This is a genomic window from Nonomuraea sp. NPDC050556 (assembly GCF_044457355.1).
Classification (GTDB): Bacteria; Actinomycetota; Actinomycetes; order Streptosporangiales; family Streptosporangiaceae; genus Nonomuraea.
The window spans coordinates 2,072,199-2,095,613 of record NZ_JBITGU010000001.1; the positions used below are offsets into that span (position 1 = coordinate 2,072,199).

Genomic DNA, 23,415 nt, shown 5'->3' on the forward strand with positions numbered 1-23,415 from the left:
AGGCCGTACTCAAAAAAGAGGGTGGTCGCCGCTACGCTGTGCGACTGTGAAAGCGCTCGATCGGTTGCGTGGCACGACACCGCAGAAACCGCACGATGCCAGGGCCATCGCCGCGCTGGCCGCCAATCCCGGCTGCGCTCGGCGGGCGCTCATGGACGGGGCCGGAGTGGACAAGGAGGCCGCCGCCCGCCACCTGGGGTTTCCCGCGCCGTTCGGGCAGTCGCCGTTCGCGATCACGCGCGGCAACCTGTTCGAGGCGCTGGTCAAGGCGGACGGCTACGCCGAGCTGCTGCGGCTGCTCGACGTGGCGGCCGACGGGGTCGAGCGGGAGGATGTGGCCGACACCGGGGCGCATCTGCGGCACTCGCGCACGCGGGAGCTCTTCGACCTGGCTGCGCGCGGGGGTGGGGACGCGCTCTACGACCATCCGCTGCTGAGCCTGCGCATCGCGGGGCACACCGCCTACCTGGAGCCTGACGTGGTGGCGCTGCGGCTCGACGGGCGGTTCCACATCGTGGAGATCAAGTCGTTCGCGGTCATCGACGGTCAGGCCGACCCCACGGCGGTGGCGGCCGCCGCCCGGCAGGCGGCGGTGTACGTGCTGGCGCTGCGCACGCTGCTGGAGGAGCTGGGGCACGACCCGCTCACGGTGGCGCACGACGTGGTGCTGGTGTGCCCGGAGAACTTCGCGAACCGGCCGGTGGCGACGCTGGTCGACGTGCGTCGCCAGCTCGCGGTGCTGAAACGGCAGCTCACCAGGATGACGTCACTGGACAGGCTGCTGGCCGCGCTGCCGGAAGGGCTGTCGTTCGACCTGGTGCCGGGTGAGGACGGCGCGCCGACCAGGCCGCCGGGCGAGCTCGCCGAGGCGCTCGGGCAGGTGGAGGCGCGTTACGCGCCCGACTGCCTGTCGACGTGCGACCTGTGCTTCTTCTGCCGCGACGAGGCGCGCGGGCAGGGCGCCTGCGACCAGCTCGGGCGGCAGGTGCGTGACGAGCTGGGCGGGGTGGCCTCGGTCGCCGAGGCGCTCGCGCTGGCCGACGGGGCGGCCGATCCCGCGCCCGGCCAGGAGGAGATCGCCCGCCTGCTGCGCGACGCGGCCCGCTTGCGGGCGGAGTGCCTGGCATGAGCGTGCTGACCTCCCTCGCCCGGTTGCGTGCCGTACAGGAGGGGATCGCCCAGCCCGTCACGACGGTCAGGCACTGCCACGTGGCCGAGCGGCCGATGGTGTTCATCCCGCTCAAGCTGTCAGGCGAGGCGGCTGCGCCGCTGGCCGCGATGCTGGGCGACGACCGCGACCACCCGCACCTGCTGGTCGTGGCGCAGCCGCGCAACCGCGACCTGCGTTTCGCCTTCACCGCCGAGCTGGCGGGCGTGCTGCTCCCCTACGTCCAGAGCTTCATCGGCGACACCGAGACGGTCGAGCGCAAGAACGCCGACCCCTACGAGCGGGCGCTCGACGCGCCGCAGCTGCTGGTGCCCAACCGCACGGGGGTGGCCTTCACCCAACTGCTCGGCCGTTCGACCAGGTTCCGGCGCGCCGACGGCCCCTACCCGGTCGATCCGTCGGTGCCGGTGCTGGGGCGGTGGCTCACCTACTTCGCCGACAAGGCCGCCTATCCGGGCTCCTCGCTGATGCTCGCGGCGACGGCCGAGCTCGCCGCGCACTGGGCGAGCGGGCAGTCGAGCCTGGAGGACGCCAACCTGGCCGCGCTGGTCGGCTGGATCACCAGCGGGCCCACTCCGGAGGCCGAGGACCCGTCGGTGTGGCCGCCCGCCGGGCCGGTCACCGATCCGGGGTTCGACGCCGACGTGCTGGCGCCCGCGATCGACCGCGGCGACCCTGAGCGGCTCGCCGCGGTGCTCCGTACCCAGCTCGAACCGACCTGGGAGCTGATGTGGCGCGCGGCCGACCTGCTGCGCGCCCTGCCCGCAGGGGCGAGCGTGGAGCGGCGGTGGGAGCACGACCGGGCCTCCTACAGCGCGATGACCGAGGACGGGCCGCCGCAGCCCCGGCGCGACGGCGCGGTGGGCGCGGCGTCCAGGCTGACCCGCATGGAGCGCGCGCAGGCCTCCTACGACGTGCAGCGCGCCTACGACGACCCGCTCGTCATGGCCGAATACCGGCTGACCGGCGAAGCCTTCGCCGGGACCGTCGTGGAGACCGACCCCGAGCACGCCGAGGGCGAGGGCCGCTCGCGCAAGCTGCGCCCGCTGGTGGTGGTCAAGTCCGACGATCCGGTACGGCTGGCGCCGGGCACGTCGCTCGGCACGCCGCAGCGGCGCGGTCAGGGCGCTGAGCTGGTCTCGGCAGAAGACGGGCTGATCACCTTGAAGATCACCAAGGGCATGGGGCGCGGGAAGACCCCGGTCGAGGGCGCGGTGCCCGAGGTGGGCGAGCGGGTCTGCTACACCTCGCTCACCGACGACTTCCAGGGCGCGCCCGCGCTGCCCGAGCGCGAGGCCACCCCGTGGACGCACGGCGGGCCGCCGGAGGAATACGTGCCGCGTGACGAGGACGCCGTGGAGGAGTGGTCGTGACGCCGGAAGAGGTCATCCAGAACGTGCTGGCCGACCTGCCGCGCAACCGCGGCGTCGTGGTCGACTCGCCGCCGGGCGCGGGCAAGTCCACGCTGGTCGTGCGGGCCGCCGCCCACCTGGCGGCGACCGGCGAGCCGCTGATGATCGTGGCGCAGACCAACGAGCAGGTCGACGACCTGGTGGTACGGCTGGCCGACAGGCACCCCGACCTGACCGTCGGGCGGCTGTCAGCGGGCGGGTACGTGCCGCCGCTGCGCCTGCTGGAGCTGCCCAGCGTCACGGTCGGCACGAGGGTGCAGGATCTGGGCGATCCGGCCATCGTGATCGCCACGTCGGACAAATGGGCGTGGATCGCCGACCGGGTGTGGCCGTGGGCGATCGTGGACGAGGCCTACCAGATGCGTTCGGACAAGCTGCTGCGGATCGCCGGGCTGTTCGAGCGGGCGCTGTTCGTGGGCGATCCCGGCCAGCTCGACCCGTTCTCCGTCGTGGACGGCGACCGCTGGTCGGGGCTGTCGTGGGACCCGCTGCAGAGCGCGGTCTCCGTGCTGCTGCGGCACAACCCCGACCTGCCCGTGCACCGGCTGCCCGTCTCCTGGCGGCTGCCCGCCTCGGCCGCGCCCGTAGTCTCGCGCGCCTTCTACCCGTTCACCGGCTTCACCTCGGGCACCACCTCCGATCAGCGTTCCCTGGTCCTCGGTCCCGGTGGTGAAGGGCCGCTCGACCTCGTGCTCGACGAGGCGGCCAGGTCGGGGTGGGGGCTGCTCGAACTACCGAGCAAGCACACCGTGCGCACCGACGCGCAAGCCGTACAGGCTGTCGCCGACCTGGCCACCCAGCTCGTACGGCGGGGCGGCACGGCCCGCTCCGAGCAGGGCGAGCAGCCGGTCACCGCCGAGCGCATCGCGGTCGGGGCGGCGCACCGCGACCAGGTGGCCGCGATCAAGCAGGCGGGCCTGCCAGAAGGGGTCACCGTCGACACCGCCAACCGGCTGCAGGGCCGCGAGTACGACGTGACGATCGTGCTGCACCCCCTGTCGGGGCGGCGCGACGCGACCGCGTTCCACCTGGAGTCCGGGCGGCTGTGCGTGCTGACCTCCCGGCACAGGCACGCGTGCGTGGTGGTCGCCAGGGCGGGCATCGCCGAGCTCCTCGACGCGCACCCGTCGGCCGAGCCGGTGCAGCTCGGCGTGCCGGTCAAGTTCCCCGACGGGTGGGAGGCCAACCAGTCCGTCCTGGAGCACCTGGCTGCGCATCGGATCTCTGACGGTCGTCACGACTGAGCGTTAGGATTCGGCTACGGATCCCCTCCGATCGTTCAGGCATACGACATGACAACTTTCATAGGGCGCGACAGAGAGGTCGCCGACGTGCGGCGGCTGCTCGACGAGTCCAGGCTGGTCACCCTCACCGGGGTGGGCGGGGTCGGCAAGACCAGGCTGGCGCTGCGGGTGGCGGAGCTGCGCGGCGGGCACAGCGCGCTGGCCGACCTGTCGGCGCTGCGCGACCCCGTGCTGCTGCCCGGCCACGTGGCCGCCGCGCTCGACCTGCACGACCAGAGCGCCAGGCCGCAGCTCGACGCGCTGACCCAGGCGCTGGGCGAACGGCGGGCGCTGCTCGTGCTCGACTCCTGCGAGCACCTGACCGACCAGTGCGCGATGCTGGCCGAGGTGCTGCTGTCCGCCTGCCCCAGGCTGCGCATCCTGGCGACCGGCAGGCAGGCGCTCGACACGCCGGGCGAGCGGGTCTACCAGGTGCCGCCGCTCCCCCTGCCCGGCCCGGCGGCGGGCAGCTCGGACGCCACGGCGCTCCTGCTTGACCGGGCGCCCGGACTCAAGGCGAGCGAGGCGTCCGCGCCCGCGATCGCGCAGATCTGCCACCGGCTCGACGGCATCCCGCTGGCCCTCGAACTGGCCGCCATCCAGCTCGCCACCATGTCGCCAGAGCGGCTGCTGAGCGCGCTCGACGACCGGTTCCAGCTGCTGCGCGGGCACGCGCGCACGGGGCTGCCCAGGCACAGGACCCTGCGCACGGCCATCGGCTGGAGCCACGAGCTGTGCGACCCTTCCGAGCGGCTGCTGTGGGCGCGGCTGTCGGTGTTCGCCGGAGGTTTCGACCAGGCGGCCGCCGAGTACGTCTGCGCAGACGAGCACCTCGCCGCGGGCGAGATCGACGTGCTGCTGTCCAGGCTGGTGTCGCGTTCGCTGCTCATCTCCGAGGGCGAACGGTTCCGCATGCTCGGCACGATCGCCGAGTTCGGCATGGAGTGGCTGCTCGCGCTGGGCGAGGAGCAGGGCATCAGGCGGCGGCACCGCGACTTCTACCTGCGGCGGGCACGGCGGGGCGAGGACGCCTGGTCGGGCAGGGCGCAGCCGGAGTGGCACGGCAGGCTCACCCGCGACCTGGCCAACCTCAGGGCGGCGCTCGACTACAGCCTCGACACCGAGGGCGAGCAGGCTGCGGGGCTGACGCTGGCGGCGACGTTGTGGTACTTCTGGGCGGCCTGCGGGCACATGCGCGAGGGGCGGCACTACCTCGACCGGGCGCTGGAGGCCGTACCCACTCCCGGGTCGGCGCGGACCAAGGCGTTGTGGGTGTGCGGGTGGATCGCGGCGATGCAGGGGGACCTGCCGCATGCGGTGGCGATGGCGTCCGTGTGCCGTACGGCGGCCGAGGAGCAGCTCGACGAGTCCGCGGGGGCCTACGCGCTGCAGGTGGCGGGGGCGGCGGCGTTCTTCTCCGGGGACATCGAGACGGCGATCACCCAGTTCTCCGATTCGACGGCCTATCACCGGGCCAACGGGGAGCTGAATCCCGGGCTGCTGCTGGGGTTGCCGCAGTTGGGGATGGCGCTGATCCTCACCGGGGACCTGCCTCGGGCGCGCATGGTGCTGGAGGAGTGCCTGGGGGTGTGTGACGAGGCCGGCGAGCTCTGGGCGCGGTCTTATGCGTGTTATGTGCTCGGGGTGCTGGAGTGGGCGTCTGGGAGCTTGGATGTGGCTTGGTCGCAGGCTCGGGTGGCTTTGCGGATCAAGCGGCTGTTCGACGACGTGACGGGTGGGGTGCTGTGTTTGGAGCTCCTGGCTTGGATCGCCGCTGGGCGGGGGGATCTGGCGCAGGCGGCGCGGCTGCTGGGGGCGGCGCAGGGGATCTGGCGGACGTTCGGGCTGCCGTTGTTCGGGTCGCCGTTTTACGGGGCGGAGCATGCGGCTTGTGAACGCGCCGCCCGTGAGGGGCTGGGCGACGCTGAGTACGACAGGTTGTGTGGGGAGGGGGCTGGGTTGGGGTACGCGGACGCTACGGCGTACTGCCTGGGCGAGTGGCGCGGGCCCACTGCCTGGGCAACGGCCACCGCCAGCGGGCCACCTGGGTAGCCGCTTGACTGCCGCCGGGTCGCCTGGGTAGCTGACTGCCAGCGGGCCGCCTGGCAACCACCCGACCGCACCTCAACCGCCTGGCCTCACCTCAACTACCTGACCTCATCTCAACCGCCTGGCCTCAGCCCGAGGCCTCCACACCCTTCACCATCCCGACCCCTGGTCCCGGCCGACCCCACCATCCGGACAACCCACTCGCACCGCCGAGGGTCTGGCGCCCACAGGCAATGCGACGCTCCATGGAGGGCTCGCGACCTCAGGGGCCCGCGGGGTTTTACGCCCTCAGGGGTTTTACGCCCTCACGGGTTCGCGTCCTGACGCGGGTCACACCCTCCGGGGGTTCGCGACCTCACGCTGGTCACGCCCTCAGGGGTTGGGGGTTGGGGGTTGGGGGTTGGGGGTTGGGGGTTGGGGGTTGGGGGTTGGGGGTTGGGGGTTGGGGGTTGGGGGTTGGGGGTTGGGGGTTGGGGTTAGAGGGTGGCTCTCCAGACGTCGATGGCGAGGACCTGGCGCATGCCTGCTGACGTGTACAGACCCAACGCCGGGGTCGTGTTGTTGGAGTCGACGTGGAGGATCGTGCCCTTCCTGCCACGCGAGGCGTCCGCGGCGAAAGCCGTTCGCAGCAAGAACCTGCCCAGCCCCCGACCACGAAACGCCGGAATGACGGCCAGCGTGGCGACGTAGCCGCAGTCCTCGTCGGGCACGAACATGTTGCTGCCTTGCAGCATCCCGGCCGGAGACCCGTCGACGTACGCCACGGTCACCTGCGACCAGTCGTTGGTGCTCGCCGAGTCCCGCCGGTTGAACCAGTCGTCGTACTCGGCCTTCACGAAGCCGAAGTGGTCGGCGAAACCCTGCTGGTGCATCTGGTGGGCGTGCTTCCGGACCTCGTCGTTGTCACCGGTCCTCAGCGTCACCCCGGGCAGCGGCGCCGGCGGGTCCACCGGGCCCTCGTGGTCGATCCGCATCCGGTGGAAGCTCGTCGCAGGCTCGAACCCTCGCGCGGAGACCACGGCTGCCTTGCCGACGTCCTGGCGGTAGATGCCGATGTCGAGCGTGCTCCCGTCGTGACCGGCCTCGCGGGTGAGCTCCTTGGCACGGTCCACGACCAGCTTCCAGAGCTCGTCGGTGAGTCCGGTGACGCCGGGGCGGATGACGACTTCCACGTCTACGTGGTCGCTGTCTCCCTTGCGTACGGCCCAGGCCCAGCCGTCGAGCCTGCCGTCGGCGTCGTGGGCCAGCCAGCCGTCTTTGTCGCGGTCGAAGCCGGGTTCGACGAGTTCGTCGGCGATGTCGTCGAGGGTGGAGTCCGGCGCGCCGATGACGGCGATGTCGTTGGCGGAGATGAGCGCGTGGATGTCGGCCGCGTCGTCGACTCGCGGGCGTCTGATGGTGTGGAGGTGCATGCGCCGATTGTGCAGCCTCGCCGTACCTGCCCGCCTCTGGTTTTCTCCCCACCCACCCCTCGCGCGCTGCGATCCCTTTGTGTAGGGGCCTGGCGTGCGGACGAGGGGTTGAGGACCCGGCGCGGGGCCGGGCGTGGGCCGGGCGTGGGCCGGGCGTGGGGCCGGGTGTGGGGCCGGGTGTGGGAGGTTAGGGGTGCGGAGTTGAGGGCCGGGTTGGGGTGGGGGCCTGGCCCGTTGAGGGCCAGGCGTGTCGCCAGGGGCGGGGACAAGAGGCGGGGCAGGGGGTGGGAGGCGAGGGGTGGGGCAGAGAGGGGTGGGTTAGTCGAGGACGGCGACCTTTTCGGCGGCGGGCTCGTTGCCGCCGCGCAACGGGATCTCCTTGATGAAGGCCGCCAGGACCGGGACCAGCACCGCGAAGAGGATCGCCCACCAGAAGACGCCCGAAATGGCCGAGGACAACGACTCCAGCAGGCCGTGGCGCATGGCCGGGTCCATCTGGGTCATCGTCGCCGGGTCCATCCGCCCGCCACCCTTGGCGATCTTCTCAGCCGCCTCAGCGCCGAACTGACCGGTCAGCCCCTCCTGGAAGCGGTTGTTGAAGATCGCGCCAAACAACGACACACCGAACGAACCGCCGATCGACCGGAAGAACGTGGTCGCGCTACTCGAGACGCCCAGGTCCTTCTGCTCCACGCTGTTCTGCGCGATGAGCATCGTCGTCTGCATCAGGAAGCCCATCCCGACGCCGAGCACCGCGATGTACACGCCGGTCACCCAGCTGGCCGTGCCCACCCCCATGGTGGACAGCAACCACATGCCGACAGCCATCCCGACCCCACCCAGAACCGGGTAGATCTTGTACTTGCCGGTCTTCGTGATCGCCTGCCCCACGAAGAGCGAGATCACCATCGCCGCGCCCATCATCGGCAGCAACAGCAGCCCCGAGTTGGTAGCCGTAGCCCCCTGGACGGTCTGCTGGAACAGCGGCAGGAAGTTGATCGCACCGAACATCGCGAACCCGAGCAGGAACCCGATCCCCGAGATCAGCGCGAAGTTGCGGTTCTTGAACAGCTGCAGCGGCATGATCGGCTCAGCCACCCGCATCTCGACCGGAATGAAGATCCCCAGCGAGACCACCGCCACGGCGACCAGCGAGAGGATCTGCCAGGACCCCCACGCGTACTGGTTGCCGCCCCACGTCGTGATGAGCACGAGCGCGGTGATGCCGACCGACAGCAGGATCGCGCCCAGCCAGTCGATGCGGACCTTCTTGTTCTCCACCTTCGGCAGGTGCAGCTTGACCACCAGCAGGGCCAGCGCGATCGCGCCGACGGGCAGGTTCACGTAGAACGCCCAGCGCCAGTTGAGGTGGTCGGTGATGAAGCCGCCGACGAGCGGACCGGCGATCATGGCGAGCGACATGACGCCCGCCATCATGCCCTGGTACTGCCCGCGCTCGCGCGGAGGCACGAGGTCACCGATGATGGCCATGACGTTGACCATGAGGCCACCGGCGCCCAGACCCTGCAACGCGCGGAAGGCGATGAGTTCACCCATGCCGCCGTCGACGCCGCCGAGCAGGTCGGAGCCCGCCATGCCGCACAGCGCCGAGCCGATCATGAAGATGACGATGGAGACCAGGAAGATGGTCTTGCGCCCGAACAGGTCGCCGATCTTGCCCCAGATCGGGGTCGAGACGGTCGTGCCCAGCACGTATGCCACGGTCACCCAGGTGAAATGGCTCAGGCCGCCGAGCTCGCCGACGATGCGCGGCATCGCCGTACCGACGATCATGTTGTCCAGCATCGCCAGCATCATCGCCAGCATCAGGCCGGGCAGGACGACCATGACCTCCCGCCGCCTCGCGACCTTCTCAGCCACGCGACACACCCCCAAGTTGCGCTCGTACTTACTTGCCGACCGGCAAGCTTAAGCTAAGCTAGATTCTTACTTGCCGACCGTCAAGTCGAATTGGACTCCACTTTGCGCGAAGACACCCGGACCAAGATCCAGGACGTCGCCCTCGAGCTGTTCATCGAGCAGGGGTACGAGGCCACGTCCCTGCGGGAGATCGCGGAGCGGCTCGGCGTGACCAAGGCCGCGCTCTACTACCACTTCAAGACCAAGGACGACATCGTCCTCAGCCTGGCCGAGCGCCGCCTGAGCGAGAACGAGGCCCTGCTGACCTGGTTGAAGGAGCAGCCCAAGACGCCGGAGACGCGGGCGGAGCTGATCAGGCGGTACGGCGAGCTGCTCCTGCGCGGCGACCAGAAGGACTTCATGCGCTTCATGGAGCGCAACCAGACCTCGATGCGCCACCACCCGACCGTGCTGAGGATGCGCGAGGTGATGTTCGCGCTGGTGGACGAGCTGGCCGAGCCCGGCGACCCGCTGACGACGCGCATCCGGCGCTCGATGGCGCTGTTCACGATGCACGCCGGGGTGTGGTTGTCCCAGAACGACACCGAACACACCGAAGATGAGCGCCGGGAGGCGGCGATGGAGGTCGCCCTCGACCTGCTGGAGCGCTAAAGGGGCGATTGGGGCGGGCGTTTCCGGGCAGGAGCAAACTGCCGACGAAAGGAGACGCCCCGTGGACGCCACGATCGCGTTGCGACTTCCCAGGGACGCGGCGAGCGTCCCTCTCATCAGGCAACTGCTCGACGCCACGCTGGCCGCGCTGGGCGTGGTGCCCGCCGTCCGCGACGACGTCGAACTGCTTCTCTCCGAGGCGTGCTCGAACGTGATCAAGCACGCCGACCCGAGCGACGAGTACACCGTGAGCGCGGGCGTGCACGACGGCCTGTGCGTGATCAAGGTCGTGGACACCGGCGGCGGCTTCGACCCGCACAAGGTCGCCGCGCCCACCTCCTCGATGGAGTACGGCAGGGGCCTGCAGATCATGCGGGCGCTGGCCGACGACGTGCGCTTCACCAACCGCCGCGAGGCGGGCGTCATGGTCTGCCTGGAGAAGCGGCTGGAGTTCGTCGCCGGCGCGCCGTTCGTCGCGAACTAGAGCTGGTCGAACCGGCTGGGCAGCAGGTCGAGCCGCCGCAGTATGACCCCTTCGCGCAGCGCCCACGGGCACAGATCGAGCCGGTCCACCTCGAACAGGTCCATCGTCGCGTCCGCCACGATCGCCCCGGCCGCGAGCTGCGCAGCCCGGCCCGGCGACACCCCGGACAGTTCCGCGCGCTCGGCCGAGCCCATCGTGGTCAGCCTGACCGCCCACTCGGCGACCCGCTCCCTGGTCAGCGAGCGGGGAACGTAGGGACCCTCGCTGGACGGCGCCGCCCCCGCGATCCTGGCGAGCTGCCTGAAGGTCTTGGAGGTCGCCACCGCCCTGTTGGCCTCGCCGTACCTGACGACGTCGCCGACCGTGCGGGCGATCTCCGCCCGCACGTGCTTGCGCAGCTTGCGCACCTCCTCGGCCGGCGGCGGGTCGGCGGTGAACCAGTCGCGGGTCAGCCTGCCCGCGCCGAGCGGGAGCGAGACGGCGACGTCCGGCTCCTCGTCCACGCCGGCGGCGATCTCCAGCGAGCCGCCCCCTATGTCGAACGCCAGCAGCCTGCCCGACGACCAGCCGAACCAGCGGCGCACCGCCAGGAACGTCAGCCTGGCCTCGTCGCCGCCGGACAGCACCTCGATGTCGACGCCGCAGCGCTCGTTGATCTCGGCGAGCACCTGGACGCCGTTGGTGGCCTCGCGGACGGCAGAGGTGGCGAAGGCCATGAAGTCCTCGACGCCCTTGTCCTCGGCGATGCGCAGCGCCTCGGCGACGAACGCGCCCAGCCGTTCGATGCCGCTCTTGGCCAGGCTGCCGCCATCCTCGAGATGCTCCGACAGGCGCAACTCCTCCTTGTGGGAGTAGGCGGGAATGGGCCTGGCTCCGCGGTGGGCGTCCACCACGAGAAGGTGCACCGTGTTGGAACCGATGTCCAGTACCCCGAGTCGCATGCGGAAGATGCTATTTCACAAGAGACACGGGCGAACACGCCGGAGTCGGCGACGGGGCGCACCGGGTTCGGCCGCGCCGCCATAATCTGATCGCATGCGATTGCTCATCACCGGTGGCGGCACCGGCGGTCATACCTATCCGGCCCTGACGACCCTGTCCGCGCTGCAGCGGCGGCAGGTCCCGCACGACGTGTTGTGGGTGGGCACGGCGGCCGGCCTCGAGGCGAGGATCACGGCCGAGCACGGCATCCCGTTCAAGGCGATCACCACGGGCAAGTTGCGCCGCCGCCCCAACCTGCGCGAGCTGGGCACCAACATCGTGGACGTCTTCCGCATCCCGCTCGGGGTGGCGCAGGCGGTCGGGCACGCGGCCCGCTACCTGCCCGACGTGGTGCTGTCGACCGGGGGTTACGTCGCTGTGCCGATCGGGGTGGCGGCCAAGCTGATCCGCAGGCCGCTGGTGATGCACGAGCAGACGACCGTGGTGGGGCTGGCGAACCGCATCCTGGCGAGGCTGGCGACGACGATCGCGGTGAGCCACGAGTCTTCCATCGACTACCTGCCGGAGTCGGTGCGGTCGCGGGTGGTGGTGACCGGCAATCCGGTGCGTCCCGAGCTGTTGCACGGCAACAAGGCCGCGGCTTACGACCTGTTCGGGCTGACGTTCGAGGTGCCGCTCATCTACGTGACGGGGGGTGCGCAGGGGAGCAAGCAGATCAACACGCTGATCGCGGAGGTGTTGCCGCGGTTGCTGCCGCATGCGCAGCTGGTGCATCAGTGCGGGCCGGCGTGGATCGAGCAGATGCGGGCCATTCCGCTGCCGCCCGAGCTGGCCGATCGGTACCATCCGGTGCCGTATGTGGGGGCTGAGCTGCCGGATCTGCTGGCTGCGGCCGATGTGGTGATCGCGCGCAGTGGGGCTGGGACGGTGTCTGAGCTGACGGCTGTGGGCAAGCCTTCGGTGCTGATCCCGCTGATTCCGACGGGTGGGGACGAGCAGCGTAAGAACGCCGGGTATCTGGCGGAGAACGGCGCGGCGAGGGCGCTTCTGGAGCCGCATCCTACGGCGGAGCTGCTGTTGGGGGAGCTGATGCCGTTGCTGGCTGATCCTGAGCTGCGGGCGACGATGGCGGAGGCGGCGCGCAAGCTGGGGCGGGTGGATGCGGCGGAGGCGCTGTGTGACGTGCTGCTTCGGGCTGCCCATCCTTCCAAGGCTGTCCAGCCCTCTTAGGGGTGCGGGTCTCCTAGGGAGTGCGGGTCCTCAGGGGCGGGCGTCCTTTTGAAAACGCCGAGTGGGAAGCGGGCGGAAGGCAGGCGCGCGGAAAGCGGCGCGGGAAGGCGGGCGCGCGGGAGAGCGGGGGGTGGGGTCAGGGGGTGGGGCCGTCGAGGTAGCGGAAGGCTTCGTGGGCGGAGCGGACACTGCGGCGCAGGGCCTGCTCCAACTGGTCGGCGTCCTCGGCCAGCTGCGAGATCTCCGGTACGGCGAAGCCGTCGGCGCCCGACTCGGCCACCAGCTCCTCGTACTGGTGCAACCGCCCCCGAAGCTCCTCGATCTGGTGGTGGGCCCGGTAGGCGCGCTCGGCCTCGGCGACGTTCTCGGCGTAACGTTCCAGCGCCTCCACCCGCGCCACCACCGCCGCCTCGCTGCTGTCCAGCGCCCTCCCCAGGGGCTCGGCGACCGCAGCCACCTCGGGGAGCACGCCCTGCGAGACGGTGTTGCGGTGCTTGGTGCGCAGGGCGGACAGCTTGGCCAGCAGTCGCGCGATCTCCCACTCCTGCGCGGGCAGCATCACGGCGTTGCGCACGTCGTCGAGTAATCCCTCGGTGTTGACGACGGAGTTGGTGACGGTGAGGATCGCCCGCCTGGCCCGCAGCAGGAGCCGCTGGGAGGACTCGTCGAGATCCCCCAGCAGGACATATCGGCCTTCATACCAACGGGCGTGCTCGTAGATCTCCCGGTCGATCGATTCGTCCTCGACTTCGTCGTCGGTGAACTCGTGGCGGGCCAGCAAAGCGAAGATGCCGAAGATCACGACGCAGAAGAACCCCACGAAGGCGATCGGCGCTGACCTGACCGCGAAGCCCACGACGATGCCGCACGCGGCGACGGCAAGTCCGGCGAACGGTCCCGAATACCTACGCCGAGGACGCTCCCCCGGCACCCAGCCGCCACGCATGCGGGTGAGCAGCTCGCCGCTCTCCCGCAGCAGCTGGGCGTCCTCCTCCGGCACTCCGGGATCGACTACTACATCCGCCACTAAACCGCGCTCCCCCAACACTTGTGGTGTCGGGATCCTATGGGCCGATTCATCCGGATGTCAGCTCTCCAAGGAACGGAACGCGTCCTGCGCCGACTCCACGCTGCGCCGTAGCGCCTGCTCCAACCGCTCCGCGTCCTGCACCAGCCGGTCGATCTCCGGCACCGCCGACCGGTCGGCCCCCGACTCAGCCAGCAGTTCCTCGTACCGCGGCAGTTTGGCGCGCAGCTCCTCGATCTGGTGGTGCGCCCGGTAGGCCCGTTCCGCCTCGGCCACGTGCGCCGCGTAACGTTCCAGCGCCTCCACCCGCGACACCACGGCCGCCTCGCTGCTGTCGAGCGCCCGCACGAGCGGCTCGGCCACGGCCGCCACCTCGGGGATGACGCCGCCGTCGAGCGCCTCCCTGTGCTCGGCGCGCAGCGCGGACAGCTTGGCGAGCAGCCGGGCGATCTCCCACTCCTGCGCGGGCAACATCACCCCGTTGCGCACGTCGTCGAGCAGGCCTTCCTTGTTGACGCGGGAGGTCAGCACCCCTTCGACCGCCCGGTGGGTCCTGCGCATGAGCTTGGTGCTGGCGTCGTCGAAGCCGTCGGTGAGCACGTAGCGGCCGTCGAAGACGCGGGCCTGCTGGTAGGTCGACAGTTCGGCCGCCGCCCGCTCCTCGAACTCGGTCAGCGGGTCGCCCTTGAGCACCGAGCCGAAGAACAGCAGCGCCAGGCCGAGCATGACGACGGCGAAGGGGGCGAAGATGGAGGCGTCGAACAGGACGATGGCCAGGGCGAGGGCGGCGGCCGCCGCGAGGGCTCTGGCGCCCTTCCACGCGGCCCGCCAGGCGGTACGCCTGCCGTGGTTGGCGGGCACCCATCCCGCGCGCATCCTGGCCAATAACGTGGCGTTCGCGCGCAGCACTTTCGCGACCTCCGAAGGCACCTCCGGGTCCACTACCACGCCTGAGCCACGTCCCGCCACGAGCAAGCCCCCAACGTTCGGTGTTTCGGATAATACGGGGCGATCCGGGCGGATGTCAGCCATCCGCACAGGACAAAATCGTTACCCGATTCCCCACAGGGAATTGTTGGGGCGCATGTGCCTGGCGAGGATCGACGGCATGACGAACGAATTCGCGGAACGTTATATGTCCGTCTGGAACGAGGCCGACCCGGAGACGCGGCGCGAGCTGGTCGCGGCGTTGTGGACCGAGGACGCGGTGGTGCTGCTCGACCCGCCCCAGGTGGTCAGGGAGACGGCCGCCGACCTCGGGGTGACGCCGGTGCTTGAGGTGCGCGGCCATGACGCGCTGGACCACCGGGTGACGCGCGCCCATGACGCCTTCGTCGCTCCTGGCGAGGTGTATTTCGCGGTGCGCACGCCCGCCGTACGGCTGGGCGACGTGGTGACGTTCTCGTGGTCGGTGATCCGTACCGGCGACGGGGCGGCCGTCGGCGGCGGGCTGGAAGTGTGCGAGATGGCCGCCGACGGCCGGATCAGCAAGGGGTATCAGTTCATAGACCGCTGACGGGCCCGGCTGATCGCCACGCCCACGAGGCACAGGGCGCCGCCCGCGAACGTCAGCCAGCCGGGCACCTCGCCCAGCACCAGCCACGCCATGAGGACGACCAGGGCGGGCACGACGTAGGTGGTGGCGCCCATCTTGCCCGCCGTGGTCCTCGCCAGCGCGTACGCCCAGGTGGTGAAGGCCAGAGCGGTCGGGAAGACGCCGAGATAGACGAGGTTGAGCGTGGACGAGAGCGGCGCGTGCGCGATCCCGGTGATCAGCTGGCCGGAGAACGGCAGGCAGGCCACCGTACCGATCATGCAGCCGAAGGCGGTCACCTGCAGCGCCGAGGCGTGCTTGAGCGCGGGCTTCTGGGCGAGGACGGCCGCCGCCCACGAGGCGGCGGCCACCACGCAAAGGATCACGCCGAGCACGGACGAGCGGCCGCCGTCCGACATGGACACCCCGACCAGGGCCGCCCCGGAGAACGACACGGCCATGCCGAGCAGCAGCTTGCGCGGGAACCCCTCCTTCAGGATCCAGCCGCTGAGCAGCGCGATCAGCACCGGGCCGACGTTGACGACCATGGCGGCGGTGCCCGCGTCGACCTCCTGCTCGCCCCAGTTGAGCGCGACCATGTAGACGCCGAACCAGAGCACCCCGGAGGTCACGATCCCTGGCCAGGCGGCGCGGGCCGGCCAGCCTTCGCGCCGCACCAGCAGGATGGCGCCGAGGGTGATGGACCCGGCCAGCAGGCGGCCGAGCGCGAGCGCGCCGGGCGTGTAGTGCTCGACGGCGCTGCGGATGGCCACGAAGGCCGACGCCCACAACACCACGGTGACGGCTGCGGCCAGCAGGGCCTTGCGGTCGGTGCCCGCCTGCGTCTCGGTGATCGCGTTCATGGAGGTCAGCCTAGGACCGTTATGTTTCGCTATCGAGCGAATTGTGCAGGCGGCGGGCCTCCTCGGCCAGGCGGCTGCTGCCCTTCCGCGCGGCCACGTCGGCCAGTCCGGCGATCTCTCCGGACGCTCCCGTGCGCTCTGCGGCGTTCGCCGCGACCGTCAGGAACTCGCCGAGCCCAGCCCTGGCGCGGTTTCCCGGCGAAGGCAGCAGGAGCGGGAGGGCCGTCGCGAGGACGGGCCACAGGTCCACCCCGGACTCCTGCGCCTGCTGCAGCACGCCGGTGGCGCGGGAGAGCGTCACCAGATCGTTGCGTACCAGGGTGGCCAGCACCTGGCCGAAGTCGGCCTCCAGCTGGTCGCGGGCGGCGAGCGTGACGAGCGCGTCCAGGGCCTCGGCGCGGCGTTCCGGCTTCTTGTGGTCCATGCCGAGCGCGATGGCCCCGGCCAGGGCGCCTTCCACCGGTCCTTCGTCGTGGGCGAGCGCGGCCAGGACCCCCGCGTCCAGGGACCTCGACTGCAGGCTGGGGAGCAGCTGCACGGCCACCAGCTCGCGATGCGAGGGCATGATCGACGGGAACCACGCGGTGTTGTAGGCGTAGTGGCGGTTCTCGTCGGGCGTCCACAGCCGCGCGACCTCGTCAGGGAGGCCAGGGGGCATGGTGACGGCCGCGACCAGCTTCTCGACCTGCCAGTGCTCGTGGTCGCGCACCTGGATCGAGCAGGTGACGCCCGGGTCGAACGGCCACCTGCGCAGCCATTCGGCCACCTGCTTGCCCGCCGGTGTTCCCAGGCCCTCGGCCCGTACGGCTGCCGCCGGGTCGACGGACCTGGGCAGCCGCAGCAGGGCCTGAAGCAGGTCGAGCGGCAGCGGCTCCGTCTGACCGAGCAGTTCCAGCCGGTCCAGCAGTGTGTCGACGTCGACGTGTCCCGTGGGCAGGGTGGGTGTGGCGAGCAGGACGGGCTGGCTGCCGCCGGACTGGAGCAGGTCGACGACCTCGCGCAGCCGCCGTACCACGAACCGGTGCAGGGTGGTCCAGTAGGAGCGATAGTCGGACTCCGCGCCCTGCCTGACGTCGGGTGAGGCGATCACGGCTGCGGCCCGCGAGACGATGAGGCTCGCGTAGTAGTCGTCGCCGGGGGCGTAGAGCTGTGCAGGGCGCAGGGCCGCCGCGAGCCCTTCCCGGTCGCGGTGGGCGAAGGTGACCAGGGCGGCGAGCGCCCGCTCGCACCGCATGGGGTCGCTGTCGTAGCGCAGCGTCGACAGCTCGTCGACCAGCTCGTCCACCGACGCGATCGCCGGTGGCAGCGGCTGGAGCGGGGTCGCGACCGGACGACCGGCGGCCACCGGCTCGTGGACCGCCTCGATGGGTCCGAAAGCCGCGGCCAGCCGCTCACGCGCCTCTGCGGGAAGGCTTGCCGCAGCCTGGCGAATGGCCTCACGCCCGTCCGACGAGGCGTGCCGTACGGCCAGCCGGATCGCGCGGTCGCGCAGCGCGGGCTTGTCGTGGGTCAGTACGGTGGCCAGCGCGGTCAGCACCGCCTCCCGCTCCCCCATCCACCGCAGCGCCAGCTCCACCAGCCTGTTCTCCGGCCGGAACGCCAGCGCCTCGACCGCCTCCACGTAGAGCTCCCGGTCCAGGTCGGGCACCCGCCGCAGCTCCTCGGCGGCCAGCGTGGCGAGCGAGGGCTCGGCGGTGGGCAGCAGCCGCACGAAGTCACGCGCCGGGATCTCCCCTGGCTCGGCCCCGAGCCTGCGCCACAGCGACACGAACGGCGACACGTCGCCGCCCACCAGGAACCGTCCGTGACACCCGGAGAGCAGGTCGGCGCGCTTGACGCGGCCGTCGGCCGCGAGCTCGGCCAGCCATTCGGTGGCGGGCCCGCCCACATGGGCCCGGTCGCTCCAGCTCAGCGCGGCGGCCACGCCCTCCGCCTCGAACAGCCGGGAGACCATCAGGTCCAGCAGGGGCAGCTCCGGCTCGCGGTCGTCCATCCATCTCCGCCTGGCCAGCCGCCACGCCCACCCGGCGACCAGCGCGTCGTTGACCGGCGGTTCGATGCCGGTCTCCACGACCAGCGCGACCGCAAGATCCCAGCCGGGCAGCGGCCGGAAGGTCCGGTTGCCCCGGGGCAGCCGCAACCGCTCCACCAGGCGCGCGGCCAGGTCGGCGCGCCACGCGGCGGAACGCCACGACAGGGACGCGACGATGCGCGCCGCGTCGGCCCCGGCGTCGTCCACCTCGCGCAGCTCGCGCCGGTTGAGCCAGGCGGCGACCTCCGCCGCGCCGCTCAGGCACGCGGCGCCCGCCAGCCGGAGGTCGTCGGCCATGGCGCGCACCCGCCAGCGGGACTCCCAGCCACCGGCCAGCTGCTCGCGCAGGTAGCCGGGCAGCTGGGCGGCCACGGCTCTCCTGCCCAGCTCGTTCAGCCCGTTCACCACCTCGGCCAGCCCGACGACGTCGCCCGCCTCGACGCACTCGCGGACCTCGCGCCACGGGTTCATGCCCGCACCTCCGCCATCTGCGCGGCCAGCACGTGCTTGCACGGCCCTCGGCTCCCCCGGTGATCCACCCACCAGGGGCAGGTGCACGTCGCTCCGGACGGCGTCAGCCGTACCCGCCTGCCGTTGACCTCGGCCACGCCGGGTGCGGTGAAGACAACCGTGGGGGCGAGCTGGTGGGCCGACCTGAGCCTGGGGTTCATCGCCAGGACGCGGCCCGCGTCGTAGGGCAGCTCCCGGTGGAAGTGCGCCGCCTCGGCCACGTCGTAGCCGACCCGCCCGGCCGTGCCGAGCTGGGTGATCGCGGCGCGGACCCGGGAACGGCCGAGGCCGCTCTGCGAGGCCAGCAGGTCGGCGTCGATCGTCGGCTCGAAGGCGAGCAGCGCCCCGATCAGCTCGGCGTCGTCCTGGGCATGGTCGGTCGACAGGTCCTCCAGGACCGCGCCCTCGCCGGAGAAACCCCGCTTGGCCTCGGGCGACAGGGTGAGCGTGTAGCGCATGCCGGGCAGCTCCAGCTCCCAGGCGCTCGACACGGGCAGTCCATGTTCCGGTACGGCGGGGCCGTACACGCGCAGCGACGTGGCGAAGCGCAGCAGGCCCAGCAGGGTCGCCAGGCGGCCGGGACCGGCCAGGCAGACGGCGCCGGGGGCGGGTCGCGCGGACAGGCGCAGCGTGCGCCCGGCGGGCACGGCCCACAGGACGCCCCTGGCGGGCAGCGAGCGCAGAAAGCGCACGGCGTCCGGCGCGCTGAGCTCGGCGCGCGGGTCGAAGGCCGAGGCGATGACCTGCACCTCGGCGAAGCCCCGCACCCAGCGCTCGGGCAGCGGCACTTTCTTCTCCACCACCGCCCCGTCGAGCGTGGTGGCCACGACCTCGTCCTGGCCGACCGCCAGGTGCAGCGGGTCGTCGCCGCCGACCCTGACCAGGGCGCGGCGCAGCGGGTCGTTGACGTCGACGTTGGTGGTGCCGCGCTGGACGACGTCGCCGTCGAGCGCGGGGCCGAGCAGGTCGAGGCGGGCGTAGACGCCGCAGCAGGCGGAGAACGACTCCACGCGCAGCCGGTCGCCGTTGCAGGTCACCACGGGGTCGCGGACGATGCCCGTGGGCCGCGCGTCGTAGTAGCGCGCCCTGGCCACGTCGGCGACGGCCAGCAGTCCGGCCGCCGCCACCGACGGGCGGGTGAGCACGCCGCTGAAGAAGTGCGGGTGCGCGGTCAGCCCCTGGGGCGTCATCCCGCCGGAGGTGGACAGCCCGAGCGCCCCGCGGTCGAGCGTGGAGGAGCGGGCGTAGGAGTAGGTCTGTAACGCGTCTGCCATACCGGCGACGTTAATGATCAGGTCTGACAAAAAGGCGTGTCAGGTCAGGCGGCGGCTGAGCCGGGGCGGGCCGTTGCGCATGAGCCCTCCGGCGAGCGCCATCGCCAGCAGCGGCAGCCCCACCACGACGCCGCCCACGAAGAGCCAGGGAACGGCGATCGTGACGGAACCGGCCTGTTCCGTCAGCGACCAGGCCATGGCCATCCCCGCCACGGCGCCCGCCACAGCTCCGGTGAGCGCGCCGAGGACCGCGATGTAGCCTGCCTGCCCGGCGAGCACCAGGCGACGCACCCGCGGACCGCCGCCGACGGCGTGCACGGTCGCCAGGTCGGGCCGCGAGTCCGCCGCCGCCAGGCGGGTGGCGATGAACGTGCCGCTCACCACGAGCAGGAGGGCGACGGCGAACAGCGCCCACAGCTGGGGCGTCATGTAGTTGCCGTAACCCCCCTCGTAGTAGGAGGTCACGCCCTCCAGCGGCAGTCGCCGGTCGCCCGCCGCGCGGGTGTAGAGCCGGCGCTCCTGGGTCTTCAGCCCCAGCTTTGCCGCGGCGGCGACCGGTACGACGGCTCCGGCCTGCTCGGGCAGGGCGGGGGCGGCGAAGACGGCGGGGACGTCGACGGGGAACCCCTCCTGCTCCGCGGCGATCCGCACGGTGCCGTCGCGGACCAGCCCGCGTTCGAAGACGACCACCTTGCCCTCGGCGAAGGCAGCGGCGGCAGCGGGGTCGTCGCGGCCGAGCAGGAAGCTCAGCAGCCGCTGGTCGCCGACGGGCAGGCCGAAGTCGCCGCCTGGCCTTCCGCACATGGGTCCGCACCTGCCGCCGCGGCGCGGGAGCATCAGGATGGAGTTCTCGCCGCTTCCCGGCTCCATGACCTCATGGGCGGTGACGAACGTCGCGCCGGGCAGGGCCGCCGCCGCCTTCGCCTTGGTCTGGGCCCATTCCGCGTCGGTCCGCACCTCCCCGCTGAGCATGAGGGTGCCGAGCGGCTGGATCGGCACGTACCTGTCGCGGTTGTCGACGTAGTTGCTGTAGTAGCCGATGCCGACGGCCATGACCGCCGTGGTGACCGCCATGACCGCGGCTGCGGCGGAAGCCGTACGGGCGGTGTGGCGGGAGGCGTCACGGGCCGACAGGCGGAACGGGAGCGGAAGGCGGCCGGTGAGGCGCGCGCCGCGCGCGACCAGCCACGGCATCAGGGCGACCAGCCCTAGCACCACGAGCACCATCGCGGCGAGGATCCACACCTCCTCCGACCGCAGCGCCGCCACGGTCGCCACCACCCCCGCCGCGACCAGGGCGCAGCCGAGCAGGGGCTTGCCGGTCCGGGGACGGAGGTCGGGCGCCCGCCCGGCCAGGACCGCCGCCGGGCTCTGCTGGGCGGCCTGGGCGGCGGGGAAGAGCGCGGCGACGAGGCCACTGACCACCGCGAGCAGCATCACCGGCACGACGGCGGCCCACGAGGTGTCCGGCGGGCCGATGGTGGAGCCGAAGCGGCTCAGCACGTACGCCGCGGCCACGCCGCCCGCGAGGCCGAGTCCCGCGCCCGCCACGGCCGCCAGCCCGCCCAGGACGAGCCCGTCGGTGATCACGATCGCCCGCAGGTGCCGCGGCGAGCCGCCCTGCGCCGCGATCACGGCCAGCTCCGTACGGCGGCGCCGCAGGCTGACGGCGAACGCGGGACCGGCGAGCAGGACCGTCTCCAGCACGACCATGAGGACGGCGGCGCCCACCCCGACGATCGTGACCGCGGGCAGGCTCGCCAGGGAGACCTCCCCGAGGAAGTCCCCCTGGGGCGCCGTCCGGGAGGTGAGGTTGACGCCCTCGCGCATCAGCCGGTCCACGTCCTCCGGCCGGAAGGGCCTGGGCGCGTCCACCAGCCAGCCCCTCGTCGAGGTGTCGTCGTTCCCGGCGAGCAACGTCCCCGGCAGGCCGATGACCTCCTCGCCCATGGGCTCGTTGGGGTTCTCGACCACCCCCACGACCGTGACGGACCCCTTCTGGGCCGTGCCGCGCAGCGGTGGCGAGACCACCACCTCGCCGGGAGCGGCAGGGAGCCGTCCTTCCAGCAGCACGCGCATACCGGCGGCGACGGGGTCGCGCAGGTCCAGCTCGACGGCGTTGGAGGCCCTGTCCACGGTGTAGGGCACGAGCCTCGCGCCGGGGAGCAGCGGCCGCAGCTCCGCCGCCGTCCAGGTGTGGCTCTGCCCGCTGATGGACAGCCGCCCCTCGCCCAGGTCCTGGATCTCGGGGTGTTCGTAGCCGAAGGCCTCCACGTGCGCGTCGGCGGCGCCCATCCGGGTGGTGAGGCCCTCACGGGCGGAGACCGACACCGTCGCCAGGGTCGTGACCAGCCCGGTGATCGCCAGTACCGGCAGGGCGATCAGCGCCACGATGAGCGTGCTGCGTCCCGGGGACCGGCGTGCCTGGCGCAGCGACAGGCGGAGCAGCCACCTCATCGGACCTGCTCCAGCCGCGAGGAGTCCTCGATCGCGCCGTCGCGCAGGAAGACCACCCGGTCGGCCCAGGCGGCGTAGCGCGACTCGTGCGTCACCAGCAGGACGGCGGCGCCCGCGTCGGCGCGCCCGCGCAGCAGTTGGAGGATCTCGTCGCCCGCGTGGGTGTCGAGGGCCCCGGTCGGCTCGTCGGCCAGGACCAGCCGCCTGTCCCCCACCAGGGCCCGCGCGATCGCGACGCGCTGGCGCTGGCCGCCGGACATCTCGTCGGGGAAACGGCCGGCCAGCTCGGCGACGCCCGTCTCCGCCAAGGCCGCGAGCGCCTCCTCGCGCGCCCGGCGGGAGCGCACGCCGTCCAGCTCGCGGGGCAGCATCACGTTCTCGGCCGCGTTCAGCGAGGGGATGAGGTTCAGGTCCTGGAAGACGTACCCCACGCTGCGGCGGCGCAGCGCGGGTAAGTCCCGCGCCCGCGCCAGGTCGGCGCCGCCGACCGTCACCGAGCCCGAGGTGGGCAGGTCCAGACCGCCCGCCACGTTCAGGAGTGTGGACTTTCCCGACCCGGACGGGCCCATGACCGCGACGAGCTCGCCCTCCGCGACGTCCAGGTCCACCTCCCTCAGCGCGTGAACCTCGCCGTAGTCGCGGCTCACCTGTGCCAGCCGTAGGCAGCTCATGTCCGGCCCTCTCTGAGTACGGCTTCGCAGTGGTCCAGCCACCTCTGCTCGGCCTCGGCCTGAAAGATCATCGAATCGAGCACGAGGCGCTGGGCCGGACCGCCGGAGCTCTTGGCGCGGGTGAGCTCCTGCATCGCGCGCATCGTGGCGGCGCGCTGCGTCTGGATCAGCTGGAGCGCGTCGGGACACGTGGTCACGGCGAGCGCCAGTTTGATCACCAGCTCGTCCCGCGGCCGGTCGGACTGGACGACGGGGGTGCTGAACCATCGTTTCGTCTCAGCCCGTCCGGCCTCGGTGATCCGGTACGCGACGCGGCCCTGCTCGTCCGCTTCGCCCTGCTCCACCAGTCCGTCCCGCTCCATGCGGCCGAGCGTCGTGTAGACCTGGCCGATGTTGAGCGGCCAGGTCGCCCCCGTGGCGGACTCGAACTCTGCCCGCAGCTGGTAGCCGTGGCGAGGCCCCTGAGTGAGCAACGCCAGCAAACCGTGCCTGATGGACATACTTACTCAGTATGCATACTCCGTATGGGCCGGGC

At 71.7% G+C, this 23,415-nt stretch carries 19 protein-coding genes; 8 read left to right on the forward strand and 11 right to left on the reverse strand.

What is annotated here, in order from left to right; translation table 11 throughout:
- Nucleotides 1-46 precede the first annotated feature (46 nt).
- The 4 genes from ACIBG8_RS10385 to ACIBG8_RS10400 are packed head-to-tail and all read left to right on the forward strand — an operon-like array spanning nt 47 to nt 5,915.
- On the forward strand, nt 47-1,129 hold the full coding sequence (locus tag ACIBG8_RS10385; protein WP_397342349.1) for a hypothetical protein: 1,083 nt from the start codon (nt 47-49) through the stop codon (nt 1,127-1,129).
- Nucleotides 1,126-2,541: a hypothetical protein gene (locus ACIBG8_RS10390; protein WP_397342350.1), complete on the forward strand. Its 1,416-nt coding sequence runs from the start codon at nt 1,126-1,128 to the stop codon at nt 2,539-2,541. The genes ACIBG8_RS10385 and ACIBG8_RS10390 overlap by 4 nt, the downstream gene beginning before the upstream one ends.
- Complete coding sequence (locus tag ACIBG8_RS10395; RefSeq protein ID WP_397342351.1) at nt 2,538-3,824, forward strand: AAA family ATPase; 1,287 nt, start codon at nt 2,538-2,540, stop codon at nt 3,822-3,824. Before ACIBG8_RS10390 ends, ACIBG8_RS10395 begins: the two co-directional genes overlap by 4 nt.
- A 48-nt stretch (nt 3,825-3,872) precedes the next feature.
- Nucleotides 3,873-5,915, forward strand: coding sequence for an ATP-binding protein (locus ACIBG8_RS10400; protein ID WP_397342352.1), 2,043 nt, complete (start codon nt 3,873-3,875; stop codon nt 5,913-5,915).
- A gap of 473 nt (nt 5,916-6,388) precedes the next feature.
- On the opposite strand, the gene ACIBG8_RS10405 is transcribed toward ACIBG8_RS10400, so the two are convergent.
- Both ACIBG8_RS10405 and ACIBG8_RS10410 read right to left on the reverse strand, forming a co-directional pair.
- Nucleotides 6,389-7,324, reverse strand: coding sequence for a GNAT family N-acetyltransferase (locus tag ACIBG8_RS10405; RefSeq protein WP_397342353.1), 936 nt, complete (start codon nt 7,322-7,324; stop codon nt 6,389-6,391).
- Between the two features lie 318 nt (nt 7,325-7,642).
- Complete coding sequence (locus tag ACIBG8_RS10410) at nt 7,643-9,205, reverse strand: MDR family MFS transporter (protein WP_397342354.1); 1,563 nt, start codon at nt 9,203-9,205, stop codon at nt 7,643-7,645.
- Nucleotides 9,206-9,307: 102 nt separating this feature from the next.
- On the opposite strand from ACIBG8_RS10410, the gene ACIBG8_RS10415 reads away from it, so the two are divergent.
- Nucleotides 9,308-9,856 carry a TetR/AcrR family transcriptional regulator gene (locus ACIBG8_RS10415; protein ID WP_397342355.1) on the forward strand — a complete coding sequence of 183 codons (549 nt, stop codon included), beginning with the start codon at nt 9,308-9,310 and terminating at the stop codon, nt 9,854-9,856.
- 61 nt (nt 9,857-9,917) lie between these two features.
- A complete protein-coding gene (locus ACIBG8_RS10420) occupies nt 9,918-10,340 on the forward strand; it encodes an ATP-binding protein (RefSeq protein ID WP_397342356.1) in 423 nt (140 codons plus the stop codon).
- On the opposite strand, the gene ACIBG8_RS10425 is transcribed toward ACIBG8_RS10420, so the two are convergent.
- Nucleotides 10,337-11,281: a Ppx/GppA family phosphatase gene (locus tag ACIBG8_RS10425; protein ID WP_397342357.1), complete on the reverse strand. Its 945-nt coding sequence runs from the start codon at nt 11,279-11,281 to the stop codon at nt 10,337-10,339. The two genes, ACIBG8_RS10420 and ACIBG8_RS10425, sit on opposite strands and share 4 nt — an antisense overlap.
- A 94-nt stretch (nt 11,282-11,375) precedes the next feature.
- Between ACIBG8_RS10425 and ACIBG8_RS10430 the strand changes: the two genes are divergently transcribed.
- Nucleotides 11,376-12,512, forward strand: coding sequence for a UDP-N-acetylglucosamine--N-acetylmuramyl-(pentapeptide) pyrophosphoryl-undecaprenol N-acetylglucosamine transferase (locus tag ACIBG8_RS10430; RefSeq protein ID WP_397342358.1), 1,137 nt, complete (start codon nt 11,376-11,378; stop codon nt 12,510-12,512).
- Nucleotides 12,513-12,648: 136 nt separating this feature from the next.
- Here the strand turns inward: ACIBG8_RS10430 and ACIBG8_RS10435 are convergent, their stop codons facing one another.
- Together ACIBG8_RS10435 and ACIBG8_RS10440 are read right to left on the reverse strand one after the other, a co-directional pair.
- A complete protein-coding gene (locus tag ACIBG8_RS10435; RefSeq protein ID WP_397342359.1) occupies nt 12,649-13,539 on the reverse strand; it encodes a hypothetical protein in 891 nt (296 codons plus the stop codon).
- Nucleotides 13,540-13,599: 60 nt separating this feature from the next.
- Entirely contained in the window at nt 13,600-14,448 is an 849-nt protein-coding gene (locus ACIBG8_RS10440) for a hypothetical protein (RefSeq protein WP_397342360.1), read from the reverse strand.
- Nucleotides 14,449-14,647: 199 nt separating this feature from the next.
- Here ACIBG8_RS10440 and ACIBG8_RS10445 point away from each other — a divergent pair, with 199 nt between their 5' ends.
- Nucleotides 14,648-15,055 carry a hypothetical protein gene (locus tag ACIBG8_RS10445; RefSeq protein WP_397342361.1) on the forward strand — a complete coding sequence of 136 codons (408 nt, stop codon included), beginning with the start codon at nt 14,648-14,650 and terminating at the stop codon, nt 15,053-15,055.
- Here ACIBG8_RS10445 and ACIBG8_RS10450 read toward each other — a convergent pair.
- The 6 genes from ACIBG8_RS10450 to ACIBG8_RS10475 are packed head-to-tail and all read right to left on the reverse strand — an operon-like array spanning nt 15,037 to nt 23,380.
- Nucleotides 15,037-15,936, reverse strand: coding sequence for a DMT family transporter (locus ACIBG8_RS10450; protein ID WP_397342362.1), 900 nt, complete (start codon nt 15,934-15,936; stop codon nt 15,037-15,039). The genes ACIBG8_RS10445 and ACIBG8_RS10450 overlap by 19 nt on opposite strands.
- 19 nt (nt 15,937-15,955) lie before the next feature.
- Complete coding sequence (locus ACIBG8_RS10455; RefSeq protein ID WP_397342363.1) at nt 15,956-18,439, reverse strand: DUF6493 family protein; 2,484 nt, start codon at nt 18,437-18,439, stop codon at nt 15,956-15,958.
- The gene (locus ACIBG8_RS10460) at nt 18,436-19,752 is read right to left on the reverse strand and encodes an SWIM zinc finger family protein (RefSeq protein ID WP_397342364.1); all 1,317 of its coding nucleotides are present in this window, start codon (nt 19,750-19,752) and stop codon (nt 18,436-18,438) included. The genes ACIBG8_RS10455 and ACIBG8_RS10460 overlap by 4 nt, the downstream gene beginning before the upstream one ends.
- Nucleotides 19,753-19,791: 39 nt before the next feature.
- Nucleotides 19,792-22,209 (reverse strand): FtsX-like permease family protein, encoded by a 2,418-nt coding sequence (locus ACIBG8_RS10465; RefSeq protein WP_397342365.1) that lies wholly within the window; start codon nt 22,207-22,209, stop codon nt 19,792-19,794.
- A complete protein-coding gene (locus ACIBG8_RS10470) occupies nt 22,206-22,880 on the reverse strand; it encodes an ABC transporter ATP-binding protein (protein ID WP_397342366.1) in 675 nt (224 codons plus the stop codon). Before ACIBG8_RS10470 ends, ACIBG8_RS10465 begins: the two co-directional genes overlap by 4 nt.
- Nucleotides 22,877-23,380, reverse strand: coding sequence for a PadR family transcriptional regulator (locus ACIBG8_RS10475; protein WP_397342367.1), 504 nt, complete (start codon nt 23,378-23,380; stop codon nt 22,877-22,879). The genes ACIBG8_RS10470 and ACIBG8_RS10475 overlap by 4 nt, the downstream gene beginning before the upstream one ends.
- Nucleotides 23,381-23,415: the final 35 nt, after the last annotated feature.